Here is a 12,323-nt window from a genome sequence, read left to right as displayed (position 1 = left end):
GTCAGGCTATTAAAGCGTAAGGGTCTGGCGTGCAGCCAGTACTTCAGCATCGAGCAGCGCATTGCGTACGGGCGCAAAACTGCGACGGTGGTGCGGCGTGACGCCATACTGCGTCAGTTTTTCTATATGCAGCGCCGTCGGATAACCTTTGTGCTGCGCAAAACCATACTGCGGGAACAGCAGATCGAGTTCGGTCATCTCCTGGTCACGCGACACTTTGGCGATGATCGATGCTGCACTGATTTCGGCAACCAGACTATCCCCTTTAACTACCGCCTGTGAAGGCATTGGCAGTGCAGGGCAACGATTGCCATCAATCAGCACATAATCGGGCTGAATGCCGAGGCCAGCTACGGCGCGCTGCATCGCCAGCATAGTGGCATGCAGAATGTTGAGCTGATCGATCTCTTCAGGCTCTGCGCGTCCCAGACTCCATGCCAGCGCTTTCTCTTTGATTTCGTCATACAACGCCAGGCGGCGCTTTTCAGACAGTTTCTTCGAGTCGGCCAGGCCGGTAATCGGGTTTGCCGGATCGAGGATCACCGCGGCAGTAACGACCGCGCCAACCAGCGGACCGCGCCCCACTTCGTCCACACCGGCAATCAGTCTGGCGACAGGATAGATAAAATCAGGCATTCACCAGCTCCAGTACCGCATCCGCTGCCTGCTCATCGGCGTTCCAGCGGATCTGTTGATGTAATTCATGAAACGTCTGCAGGAGTGTTTCTCGCTCAGGCCCGGCATGCAGCAGCGGATCTAACGCTGCGGCCAGGGCTTCAGGCTGACACTCATCCTGCAGTAACTCTTTGACCAGCTCACGCCCTGCCAGCAGGTTTGGCAGCGAGACGTAAGGGGTTTTGACCAGCCGTTTCGCCAGCCAGAAGGTGGCCGGCTTCATGCGATAACCGACGACCATTGGGCATTTTGCCAGCATGCACTCCAGTGCGGCAGTGCCTGACGCCAGGAGTGCGGCATCGCTCGCAATCATCGCCTCACGTCCCTGACCATCAAGCAGATGCATCGGCAGTTCGGGGGCGGTTTCGGCTTTAATCTTCTCAAACTGTTCGCGGCGACGGGCGTTGACCAGCGGCACCACGATTTCCAGTGCCGGATAGTGACGACGCAGCAACTGAGCGGTTTTCAGAAAATCGGCGCTGAGCATTTCCACTTCCGCACCCCGGCTGCCGGGCAGCAAGGCCAGGCAGAGCGCATCATCGGCAATGCCCAGATGACGGCGTGCAGCCAGCTTATCGGGTTGCAGCGGCATGGCATCCGCCATGGTGTGACCGATAAAACGACAGGGAACGTTATAGCGATCGTAAAAAGCTTTTTCAAATGGCAGGAACGCCAGCACCAGATCGGTGTTACGACCAATCTTAAAGACACGCTTTTGCCGCCATGCCCACACCGAGGGGCTGACATAGTGGATAGTGCGAATGCCAGTGCGTTTAAGATTGCCTTCCAGCGTGATATTGAAATCGGGCGCATCAATCCCGACAAAGACATCGGGTCTGAGTTCGGTAAAACGCCGGGTGAGATCGCGACGGATTGTCAGCAGGCGTCGCAGGCGACCGAGCACCTCGACAATGCCCATCACCGCCAGCTCTTCCATCTCATACCAGGCTTCACACCCTTCTGCCTGCATCAGAGGACCCGCCACGCCGACAAAGCGTGCATCCGGATGACGGGCTTTCAGGGCACGGATCAGACCTGCACCAAGAATATCGCCGGAGGTTTCTCCGGCGACCAGGGCAATCGTTAAGGGACGCGCTGACATGGATTAACGAATTAATCCACGGGTTGAACGGGTGAAGAAATCGTAGAAAGGTTGCACTTCGCTGTGCTGCTGTGCGATGGCTTCGATCTCCGGTTTCACTTCCTCCAGCGTTCTGCCGCTGCGATAGAGCAACTTATAGGCGTTGCGGATAGCGTGCAACGACTCTTTGCTGAAGCCGCGACGCTTGAGACCTTCGATATTGATCCCGAACGGCGTAGCGTGGTTGCCCTGCGCAATAACGTAAGGCGGCACATCCTGCGCCACGCCCGAACAGCCGCCAACCATCACGTGAGCACCGATGATGCACCACTGATGTACCGCTGTCATGCCGCCAATAATGGCGAAATCATCGACCGTCACGTGACCACCCAGGGTGGCGTTGTTGGCGAAGATACAGCGGTTGCCAATCACGCAGTCATGCGCGATGTGAGCATTAACCATCAGCAGATTATCGCTGCCCACTGTGGTGACCTGGCCACCCTGCGTGGTGCCGCGATGAATCGTCACGCTTTCACGGATGCGGTTACGATCACCGATCTCAACCCGTGTTGGCTCACCGGCATATTTCAGATCCTGATTCACTTCGCCAATTGAGGCGAACTGATAAATCTGATTATCTTTACCGATGCGCGTGTGGCCGTTCACCACAACATGTGACTTCAGTACCGTTCCTTCACCGATCTCAACATTCGCACCAATAAAGCAAAACGGGCCAATGTGAACGCGGGCGCCAATAATAGCGCCCTCTTCGATGACAGAACTGGGATGGATAGTGGCTGTTGGATCAATCACGAATTATGCCTCCCGGCTGCGGGCACACATCATGGTCGCTTCACAAACGATTTTACCGTCGACAGTCGCCACGCCTTTAAAGCGGGTCAGACCACGGCGGGTTTTCTCGAAAGTGACTTCCATGATCATTTGGTCGCCTGGTACCACAGGGCGCTTGAAACGGGCACTGTCGATACCGGCAAAGTAGTAGAGTTCGCCTGGCTCCAGTTTACCTACGCTTTTAAACGCCAGAATACCGGTAGCCTGCGCCATCGCTTCCAGGATCAGAACGCCAGGAAAAATCGGTTTACCAGGGAAGTGCCCCTGGAAAAACGGTTCATTAACAGAAACGTTCTTCACTGCACGCAGGTATTTGTGCTCTTCAAATTCCAGCACGCGGTCTACCAGCAGAAACGGATAGCGGTGCGGCAGCAGCTCTAAAATCTCTTCAATTTTCAGAGTATGAGTTTCAGTAGTCAAAATACTCTTCCTGTCCTAAAAATCTGATGACATCAATAACACGGCCTGCACAGATCAAAATGATCTTCCGCAGGCCGCAAATAGGTTCTGTGGCGCCGGGCTTCCCTGCTTAACATTTTTATTATGAAAGCCGGTCAGTTTTGGGATGGCGGTTAGTCGTCTTTGCCGACCTTGCGCTCGATGGCTTTTAAGCGTTTGCTCATGTCATCGATGTTCATCACCAGCGCTGCAGTTTTGCGCCAGGTTTTGTTGGGTTGCAGCGGAATGCCTGATGAATAGACACCAGGCTCTGTGATAGGACGCATGACCATACCCATACCGGTCACCGTTACTTTGTCACAGATTTCCATATGGCCGTTAATGACGCTGGCACCGCCAATCATACAGTAACGCCCAATTTTCAAACTACCCGCCATGATCACACCGCCTGCAACCGCAGTATTGTCGCCAATAACTACGTTGTGAGCGATCTGGCACTGGTTGTCTATGATAACACCATTGCCGATCAGAGTGTTATCCAGCGCACCGCGATCGATAGTGGTGCAGGCACCTATTTCTACGCGATCGCCGATTATCACCGCGCCTAACTGCGGGATTTTCACCCAGTTACCGCGATCGTTGGCATAGCCGAAACCATCAGAACCGATGACGGTACCTGACTGAATCAGGCAATCCTGACCGATTTCAATTTCGTGATAAACAGAGACGTTGGCCCAGAGACGGGTACCGCTGCCGATACGGGTTTTTTTGCCAACAAAACATCCTGCACCAATGACCACGTTATCGCCCAGCTCAACATCCGCTTCGATCACCGCATTGGCGCCAATGGCGACGTTGCTCCCGAGTCGGGCTGAGGGATCGATCACTGCACTGGGGGCAATATTTTGCGCTGGCTGTGGCGTGGTATCGAGTATTTGTGCCATACGCGCATAGGTCAGGTAGGGATCTTTCACCACCAGCGCTGCGGTATTGCACCACTCCAGATCCGCTTCCGTCAGCACCACGGCTGAGGCCTTAATCAGGGCGAGTTGCTCGCGGTAACGGCTGTTTGCAAGAAAAGTGATTTGGCCAGTTGTGGCGGATTGCATAGAAGCAATGCCGGAGATGACGATATCGCCATCTCCGTGCAATTCTGCATCCAACTGCTGGGCTAAATCAGCCAGTCGAATAGATGACATGAATTATTTAACCTGTTTCAGCACGTCAGCAGTGATGTCTTTTGCGTTTGACGCATAAGCCACCGCGTTAGCGTCGATCACGACGTCGTAACCATCGCTGTCAGCGACTTTCTTCACGGCATCCTGAATACGGCTCAGCAGCTTGTTACGCTCTTCCATCTGACGACGGCGATTATCCTGCTCAAAAGACTGGGCTTTTGTAGAGAAAGCTTCACGCTGAGACATGACATCTTTTTCCATACGGCTGCGTTCGCTCGCCTTCATGGTAGAACCGTCACGCTGCAGACGCTGCATTTTGGTTTGCAGATCGCGCTCCTGGCTCTGCAACTCAGTTGCACGGCCTTTGAACTCGTTTTCCAGCTGTTTAGCAACAGTCGCACGTTGCGGTAACTGTTGGAAAATGCTGGACACGTTTACCACTGCAATTTTGTCGGCAGCCTGAACACCAGCGGAGACCGCTAAAGCAAGACCCAGACCTGCGGCACACAACAACTTTTTCACTATAAACTCCTTACCATCAACGTTTGTGTCAGCGACACAGTGTTTGCCCCGGAACAGCAACAGGTGCTGTCCGGCAGCAATACTTCAGCTATGCATCCATGCTCAGAACATTACCAGGTTTTACCAATGTTAAACTGGAACTGCTCTGACTTGTCTCCATCGACTTTCTTCATCGGCTGGGCGTAAGAGAACACCAGCGGGCCGAGCGGTGACATCCACTGCAGCGCAACACCGCTGGATACACGGATATTGTTTGGATCGCTGTAGTCAGGAATGCCCGCCGCACGCGTTTCTGCGGTATTTTCCCAATGGGTATCCCACGCTGTACCGGCATCGACAAACACCGAGGTACGAACCGAGTTAGCATACTTCTCGCTCAGGAACGGCGTTGGCGTAATCAGCTCAAGGCTGGCAATCGCCATGGCGTTACCGCCTACCGCATCGTCAGACTTACAGACGCCATTTGGATCGGCGATTCGGCAGTTCGACGAGTTGTTATTAAAGTAGGCTGCTTTCGGTCCAATGGTGTTGGACTGGAAGCCGCGCACGGTGCTTGAACCACCGGCGTAGAAGTTCTCATAGAACGGCATCTCTTTGCCGTCGAGACCATCGCCATAACCTACGCGACCACGGCCTAACAGCACCCAGGTACGATCCTGGTTAATCGGCACATACTGCTGAGTATCCAGCGTGGCCTTATAGAAGCTGTTATCCGAGCCCGGAATCGTCACCTTACCGTTCAGGTTGGTACGGTTACCGGACGTCGGGAAGAAGCCGCGGTCCAGGGTGTTATAAGTCCAGCCGTAGTTAAAGGTGAAGTCATCTGCTGAGAAATCACCTTCATCATTGAGCTGCTGCGGCTTGCCGACCGAGTCAAGATAACGCCACATCGCCACCTGAGGCTGCATGTTTGACAGGTCATTGTGGACATAGCCCAGACCGACACGCAGGGTGTTGTTTTCGTTAACCGGGAAGCCAAGCGTGCCATCCAGACCATAACTTTTGTTGGTATAGTCAGAAAGGTCCGCGTTATCTGCTTTAAAGTCGTTGTAGAACAGACGACCACCCAGACTGACACCATCAACGGTAAAGTAAGGGTCAGTCAGCGAGAATTCAGCATAGGTCTGGTAATCGTTCTTGGTCCCGCTGATGCCCACGGTATTACCGGTGCCCAGCCAGTTATCCTGCGTTACGCCGACCTGGAAGCTCACACCACTTTCGGTGCCGTAGCCGACGCCGAAGTTAAAGGTACCGGTGTTACGCTCTTTAACCTTGTAGACCACGTCAACCTGGTCTGGCGAACCTGGCACACGCTGAGTATCCACATCAACGGTTTCAAAGTAACCGGTACGGTTCAGACGCTCTTTACCCTGTTCAACCAGATCGCTGCCCAGCCACGCGCCTTCCATCTGACGCATTTCGCGACGTAACACGGAGTCTTTCGACGTGTCATTGCCTTCGAAACGGACGTTACGGACATAATAACGGTTACCCGCATCCACATTGATATGCAGTTTTACGGTTTTATCGGCGTCGTTGATTTCTGGCTGTGTTGCCACGCGCGGATAGGCATAGCCGTAGCGGCCCAGCAGTTTCTTGATGTCATCTTCCATTTTCGTGACTTTGGCGCCGTTATAGAGGTCGCCCGCCGGAATCTTGGTCAGATGTTCAATTTCTGCTGAATGGCCCGCCATGCTGCCATTGACGATCACGCCAGCGATTTTGTACTGGTCACCTTCGGTGATGTTCACCGTGATGTAGATACCTTTTTTATCAGGCGTCAGGCTGACCTGCGTCGAATCGATGTTAAAGCGTGCGTAGCCACGATCCAGATAGAAGCTGCGCAGGGTTTCGAGGTCACCCGCCAGTTTCTGCTTCTGATATTTACGATCGCCGACCACGTTCCACCATGGCACTTCATCGCGCAGCTGGAAGCGGGAAATCAGCTCATCGGAGCTAAAGGCTTTATTACCGACGATGTTGATCTGCTGAATTTTTGCAGAGACACCTTCAGTAAAGACCAGCTTCAGATCTACACGGTTACGCGGCAGTGGCGTGACCACGGCTTTCACGTTGGCGGTATATTTACCTACGCTGTAGTAGAAATCCTCAAGTCCCTTCTCGATAGAGGAGATGGTGGTACGGTCCAGCGCTTCGCCGACACGGACACCTGAGGCTTCCAGATTTTGTTTGAGCTGATCCTCTTTCACCGCTTTGTTACCGGTGAAGGTAATGCTGGCAATGGTAGGACGTTCTTTGACCTGGACAATCAGCGTTGTACCGTCTCGCAGGACCTGAACATCCTCAAAGTTGCCAGTAGCGAACAGCGAGCGAATGGTATTTCTGACATCATCGTCATTCACCGTATCGCCAACCCGTACTGGCATGCTCAGCAGAGCCGCGCCGACGGCGACTCGCTGCAGCCCTTCGAAATGAATATCCTTCACTACGAAATCGTCTGCACCGTAAACGGTGGCGCTGCTAAACAGCAGCGACGCTATGAGCAACTTTTTCATCGCCATCGTTGTTATGCGTTTTCCTAACACATCCCTCGAATGTTCGCGTTCCAGCGGTTACAAACGTGAGAAATCATTGAAAAGTGCAAGCCCCATTAACAGCACCAGTAAAATTGAACCGATGCGATAACTAAAGTCCTGAACTCGCTCGGACACCGGTCCACCCTTGATCTTTTCGATCGCCAGGAAGAGCAAGTGCCCACCATCTAAAACCGGCAGAGGGAACAGGTTGATGATGCCCAGGTTGACGCTAATCAACGCCAGGAACATCAGGTAGTAAATCAACCCATACTCTGCTGACAACCCTGCACCCTGCGCAATCGAAATTGGCCCGCTCAGGTTGTTCAGCTTCACATCACCGGTTATTAACTTGCCCAGCATGGAGACGGTGAGCTTCATCAGTTGCCAGGTTTTTACACTAGCCTCACCGATAGCCGCAAACGCGCCATACTGTCTTACCGTCTTGTACTCTTCTGGCAGAGGAACAATGCGCGGAATGACACCCGCAAATCCCGCTTTACTGCCAGATTTCGCTTCTGGCGTCATCGTCAGCGCAATAGACTCACCGCCGCGATCCACCTCAAGCGCCATGCTTTTGCCGGGGTTATCCCGGACCTGCATGACAAAAGTCTGCCACTGCGATAATGGCTGACCATCGACTTTAACGATCCTGTCGCCTGCTTGCAAACCGGCTTCACTGGCTGGCGAGTTCGCCTGCACTTCTGCCAGCGTGGTCTCAATCTGCGGACCGCGTGGCTGAATCCCTAACGCGACGACCGGATCCTGCTTATCAGGCTCAAACTGCCAGTTACGCAAATCCAGCTGTTTCTGCTGGGTCGCGTCCTCGCCAAATCGAGCCACCGTTAAGGTGGTGCTGCTGTCGCCGATTTTACCCACCAGCGCCATACGCACAGCATCCCAGTCAGGCGTTTCGATACCGTCAACAGCCTTAAGTTCCATGCCGGGCGTAATTTGAGCTTCCGCAGCCACCGAACCGTTTAAAATTTCACCGATTACCGGGCGCACGCCGGGCACGCCGTGAATAAACACAACCCAGTAGGCAAAGATGGCAAAGATGAAATTAGCGACAGGACCTGCCGCAATGATGGAGGCGCGTTGCCAGACGGCTTTGTTGTTAAAAGCCTGATGACGAAATTCGGCTGGCACGCTTTCAACACGCTCGTCGAGCATTTTAACGTAGCCGCCAAGGGGAATCAGCGCGATGACAAATTCGGTGCCGTGGCGATCACGGCGCTGCCAGAGCGACTTACCAAAACCAATGGAAAAGCGCTCAACTTTGACGCCACAGCGACGAGCGACCCAGAAATGGCCAAACTCATGAACGGTAATTAATACGCCCAGCGCAACGATAAAGGCGACGAAACTCCAGAGTATGCTCAACATCTTTGCCTGTCCTTAAAGGGTGCGAAACACCAGCAGCAATAAACAGGCAAACACCGGCACCGCCGCAGTCAGACTATCAATACGATCAAGAATGCCGCCGTGACCAGGAATCAGATTACCACTGTCTTTGATGCCCGCTTCACGTTTAAACATGCTCTCAGTGAGGTCGCCCAGCACAGAGGCCAGCGTCGCGATAATCGCGCAAATCACCAGCGTACCGGTGGAAACCGTCAGTGGCGCCAGCGTCGCAAACAGCACTGCAATCAGCGCCGAGGTGACCAGACCGCCCAGGAAGCCTTCCCAGGTTTTGCCTGGTGAGACCTTTGGCGCCAGCTTGTGCTTGCCGAACATCTTGCCAAACATATAAGCACCTGAATCCGCTCCCCATACCAGCAGCAACACAAACAGCAACCACCAGGCACCGGCGAAGTGGTCGGTGTCATAGTGATACTGGCGCAGCGCCACCATGCCCCAGAAAAAAGGGACCAGCGTTAACACGCCAAACAGTAAGCGAAGGGGACGCGAATGGCGCCAGAAGGCCGCAGAAGCGGGATAGGAGAGCACCAGCAGCAGTGCAACGACCCACCACACCAGCGACGCCCAAAGCGATGTCGCGATCTGTGGCAGATGCACCGTGTGTTGATAAGGTGGCAGCGTAAACTGCATCAGCGCCAGCAGCAGACCACAAAGTACAGCCAGCCAGACGCGCTGTTGCCGTGATGCCATCCCTGCAAACTGACCCCATTCCCAGGCTGCCAGCATGCAGATAACGATGGTTGTCAGGGCGAAGCCAACAGGCGGTAACCAGAACAGTGCAGCTATTACCAGCGGAATTAATATCAACGCGGTAATCAGACGAGACTTCAGCAAAGGTTACCCCCAGATTGCTCAGGCGCCGCCTGGTGCAGCGCCGCCAAAACGACGCTCCCGCAGAGAGAATGCATTCAGTGCACCTTCAAAAACGTGTTCATCGAAATCCGGCCAGAGCACATCGGTAAAATAGAATTCAGCATAGGCAATCTGCCACAGCAGGAAGTTGCTAATCCGATGCTCTCCCCCGGTCCTTATCACTAAATCCACTGGCGCCAGCTCCTGCATACAGAGCTGCGACGTCAGGCTCTCTTCGGTAATCTGGTCAGGTCGCAGTAATCCTTCCTGAACCTGTTCAGCCAGTTTTTTCACGCCTTCGATAATATCCCAACGGCCGCCATAGTTGGCAGCAATGTTGAGCGTCAGGCCACTATTATTTGCGGTCAGCGTCTCAGAACGGCGAATACGTTCCTGAATACGCGGGCTGAAACGGCTGGTATCGCCAATGACGCGTAAGCGAACATTGTGTTTGTGCAGGCTCTTCACTTCACTATCAAGCGCCCAGACAAAGAGTTCCATTAACGCGGTGACTTCCTGCGGCGGACGACTCCAGTTTTCACTGCTGAAGGCGTAAAGCGTCAGGGCTTCAAGATTGTTACTGACCGCAAAGCTGACGGCACGGCGTACCGATTTAACGCCAGCTTTGTGGCCTGAAATGCGCAATTTTCCCTGATTTTTGGCCCAGCGGCCATTGCCATCCATGATGATAGCGACGTGGCGCGGACCGTTTCCCTGCTGGTCATCAGTGTTGTTGTGATTGTTAGACGACATAACGCTTAACCAATTCCTTTCATCAGAAATGCTGTGGTTTCTGAATACATTGCGCCCGATTCAAATCCCGACACACTCTCAGTGCCGGGCCACACCGAATTCGGTGACAGACCGTGAAACGCGAGCCAGCGACTATATCATTTTCACCTGAAGCGAACAAATGGCCTCATAACGATCGGCATCACGACGTGAAACGCGGCAACATTTCTGTCGCCAGCGCGCGCGCAGTGCGATCGATTTCAAGGACAGCGTCCACCGAATCCGGCTCCGGACACACTTGTGCCGCCATCACCTCACTATTAAGCGCGGCAATGTCGGTGAAGCGGATCTGGTGATTCAGGAAAGCCGCGACGGCAACCTCGTTGGCTGCATTCAGCATGGTGGTCGCCGCCTGCCCTGCATCACAGGCATCAATGGCCAGTTTCAGACAGGGGTAGCGACTAAAATCAGGTTCTGCAAAGGAGAGCGCCGACATGCGGGTAAAATCCAGCGGCGTCACGCCTGCATTGATGCGCGAAGGCCAGGCCATGCTGTGGGCAATCGGCGTACGCATATCAGGAGAACCTAATTGAGCCAGCACGCTGCCATCGCAGTATCGCACCATGGAGTGAATCACCGACTGGGGGTGGAGTATCACTTCCATCTGCGCTGCGCTGGCATTAAACAACCAACGGGCTTCAATGTACTCAAGACCTTTATTCATCATGGTGGCCGAATCGACAGAGATTTTTCTCCCCATCGACCAGTTCGGATGTGCACAGGCCTGATCTGGCGACATGGCGCTGAGATCCGCTAAATCTGTGTCACGAAAAGGACCACCCGATCCCGTAAGGATAATCGACTCAATGCCATTATCCCGCAGGTCAGCGTAACCTAACTGATGCTGGATGGTAGCCGGTAAACTCTGAAAAATGGCGTTATGCTCGCTGTCGACCGGTAGTAACTGTGCGTTATGATGACGCACGGCCTCCATAAACAAACGGCCGCAGGTGACAAGCGATTCTTTGTTGGCCAGCAGCACCGTTTTTCCGGCGCGAATAGCCGCCAGCGTCGGCAGCAAACCCGATGCGCCGACGATCGCCGCCATCACCTGATCTACCTCATCCAGCGCGGCCAGCTCACAGGCTGCCTGAACGCCGGAGAGCACTTCAGTATTGACCCTGATTGCTCTCAGTCGCTCACGCAACGCAGCGGCGGATGCCTCATCTGCCATGCAGGCGAAGCGCGGTGTAAAGGCCGCACACTGCTCGGCCATCAGCGCCACGTTATGGCCGGCAACCAGCGCCGTAATCTGATAAAGCGCCGGGTTGGCGCGCACCACCGCCAGCGTACTGGTGCCGATAGAGCCGGTGGATCCCAGCAGAGTTAATCGCTTCATGAAGCTATCCGTGTGAAGTCAGCGTGCCCACAGGCACAATGTAAAACGCCGCCAGATGTCGCATTCATACGAATACCTCTCTGTACGGCGTTTTGTCCGGCAGTGATGGGATTAGAAATCCATCAGCTCCGTCTCTTTTTCTGACAGTGCAGCATCAACTTTCTTGATGTACGCATCGGTCATTTTTTGCACTTCATCCTGCGCACGACGTTCGTCGTCTTCGCTGATCTCTTTATCTTTCAGCAGCGCTTTGATTTTATCGTTGGCATCGCGACGGACGTTACGTACCGACACACGGCCCTGCTCGGCTTCGCCGCGCACGATTTTAATCAGATCTTTACGACGCTCTTCTGTCAGCGCAGGCAGCGGAACACGGATGTCGGTACCGGCTGAACTTGGGTTCAGACCGAGATCGGACTTCATGATCGCTTTTTCGACTGCCGGACTCAGTGAACGATCAAACACGTTGATTTTCAGCGTGCGTGAATCTTCCACAGTGACAGAAGCCAGCTGACGCAGTGGCGTCGGCGTGCCGTAATATTCGACGACGATGCCGTCGAGCAGCGAAGGTGAAGCACGACCGGTGCGCACTTTGCTGATGGTGGTTTTGAATGCTTCAACGCATTTTTCCATGCGCGTGTCAGCATCTTTTTTGATGTCGTTAATCACGTTGAAAC

12 protein-coding genes are annotated in these 12,323 nt (G+C 54.0%); all 12 read right to left on the bottom strand.

The genetic code is table 11. The features are described from left to right. Positions 1–9: 9 nt before the first annotated feature. The gene (rnhB, locus tag ACMGGP_RS02515; RefSeq protein ID WP_010254141.1) at positions 10–636 is read right to left on the bottom strand and encodes a ribonuclease HII; all 627 of its coding nucleotides are present in this window, start codon (positions 634–636) and stop codon (positions 10–12) included. Further along, positions 629–1,777, bottom strand: a complete 1,149-nt coding sequence (gene lpxB / locus ACMGGP_RS02510; protein ID WP_010254138.1) for a lipid-A-disaccharide synthase — start codon at positions 1,775–1,777, stop codon at positions 629–631. Before lpxB ends, rnhB begins: the two co-directional genes overlap by 8 nt. A gap of 3 nt (positions 1,778–1,780) precedes the next feature. After that, complete coding sequence (gene lpxA / locus ACMGGP_RS02505) at positions 1,781–2,569, bottom strand: acyl-ACP--UDP-N-acetylglucosamine O-acyltransferase (protein ID WP_010254134.1); 789 nt, start codon at positions 2,567–2,569, stop codon at positions 1,781–1,783. Between the two features lie 3 nt (positions 2,570–2,572). Next, positions 2,573–3,028, bottom strand: a complete 456-nt coding sequence (fabZ, locus tag ACMGGP_RS02500) for a 3-hydroxyacyl-ACP dehydratase FabZ (protein ID WP_003852639.1) — start codon at positions 3,026–3,028, stop codon at positions 2,573–2,575. Positions 3,029–3,180: 152 nt separating this feature from the next. After that, positions 3,181–4,206: a UDP-3-O-(3-hydroxymyristoyl)glucosamine N-acyltransferase gene (gene lpxD / locus ACMGGP_RS02495; RefSeq protein ID WP_010254128.1), complete on the bottom strand. Its 1,026-nt coding sequence runs from the start codon at positions 4,204–4,206 to the stop codon at positions 3,181–3,183. 3 nt (positions 4,207–4,209) lie between these two features. Beyond that, positions 4,210–4,707, bottom strand: coding sequence for a molecular chaperone Skp (gene skp / locus ACMGGP_RS02490; protein ID WP_010254125.1), 498 nt, complete (start codon positions 4,705–4,707; stop codon positions 4,210–4,212). Positions 4,708–4,817: 110 nt separating this feature from the next. Beyond that, a complete protein-coding gene (bamA, locus tag ACMGGP_RS02485; RefSeq protein ID WP_498798112.1) occupies positions 4,818–7,223 on the bottom strand; it encodes an outer membrane protein assembly factor BamA in 2,406 nt (801 codons plus the stop codon). Between the two features lie 57 nt (positions 7,224–7,280). Then, entirely contained in the window at positions 7,281–8,627 is a 1,347-nt protein-coding gene (gene rseP, locus ACMGGP_RS02480) for a sigma E protease regulator RseP (protein WP_033780608.1), read from the bottom strand. A 12-nt stretch (positions 8,628–8,639) separates the two neighbouring features. Then, positions 8,640–9,497: a phosphatidate cytidylyltransferase gene (gene cdsA / locus ACMGGP_RS02475; RefSeq protein ID WP_010254111.1), complete on the bottom strand. Its 858-nt coding sequence runs from the start codon at positions 9,495–9,497 to the stop codon at positions 8,640–8,642. Between the two features lie 18 nt (positions 9,498–9,515). After that, on the bottom strand, positions 9,516–10,268 hold the full coding sequence (ispU, locus tag ACMGGP_RS02470) for a (2E,6E)-farnesyl-diphosphate-specific ditrans,polycis-undecaprenyl-diphosphate synthase (RefSeq protein ID WP_010254107.1): 753 nt from the start codon (positions 10,266–10,268) through the stop codon (positions 9,516–9,518). A 181-nt stretch (positions 10,269–10,449) separates the two neighbouring features. Further along, on the bottom strand, positions 10,450–11,646 hold the full coding sequence (gene ispC, locus ACMGGP_RS02465; RefSeq protein ID WP_498798111.1) for a 1-deoxy-D-xylulose-5-phosphate reductoisomerase: 1,197 nt from the start codon (positions 11,644–11,646) through the stop codon (positions 10,450–10,452). A 111-nt stretch (positions 11,647–11,757) separates the two neighbouring features. Beyond that, positions 11,758–12,315, bottom strand: coding sequence for a ribosome recycling factor (gene frr, locus ACMGGP_RS02460; protein WP_010254103.1), 558 nt, complete (start codon positions 12,313–12,315; stop codon positions 11,758–11,760). Positions 12,316–12,323: the final 8 nt, after the last annotated feature.

Origin of the sequence: Curtobacterium sp. BNK-1 (assembly GCF_048685235.1) — a bacterium.
Lineage (GTDB): Bacteria > Pseudomonadota > Gammaproteobacteria > Enterobacterales > Enterobacteriaceae > Pantoea > Pantoea agglomerans.
The sequence above is the reverse complement of the archived record's forward strand: the minus strand, read 5'-3'. Positions and strand labels throughout refer to the sequence as shown.

What these genes read in the sequence shown, in the direction of transcription:
- rseP (WP_033780608.1), bottom strand. Translation starts at nt 8,627, where the DNA reads ATGTTGAGCATACTCTGGAGTTTCGTCGCCTTTATCGTTGCGCTGGGC.
- bamA (WP_498798112.1), bottom strand. Translation starts at nt 7,223, where the DNA reads ATGAAAAAGTTGCTCATAGCGTCGCTGCTGTTTAGCAGCGCCACCGTT.
- lpxB (WP_010254138.1), bottom strand. Translation starts at nt 1,777, where the DNA reads ATGTCAGCGCGTCCCTTAACGATTGCCCTGGTCGCCGGAGAAACCTCC.
- rnhB (WP_010254141.1), bottom strand. Translation starts at nt 636, where the DNA reads ATGCCTGATTTTATCTATCCTGTCGCCAGACTGATTGCCGGTGTGGAC.
- ispC (WP_498798111.1), bottom strand. Translation starts at nt 11,646, where the DNA reads ATGAAGCGATTAACTCTGCTGGGATCCACCGGCTCTATCGGCACCAGT.
- ispU (WP_010254107.1), bottom strand. Translation starts at nt 10,268, where the DNA reads ATGTCGTCTAACAATCACAACAACACTGATGACCAGCAGGGAAACGGT.
- lpxD (WP_010254128.1), bottom strand. Translation starts at nt 4,206, where the DNA reads ATGTCATCTATTCGACTGGCTGATTTAGCCCAGCAGTTGGATGCAGAA.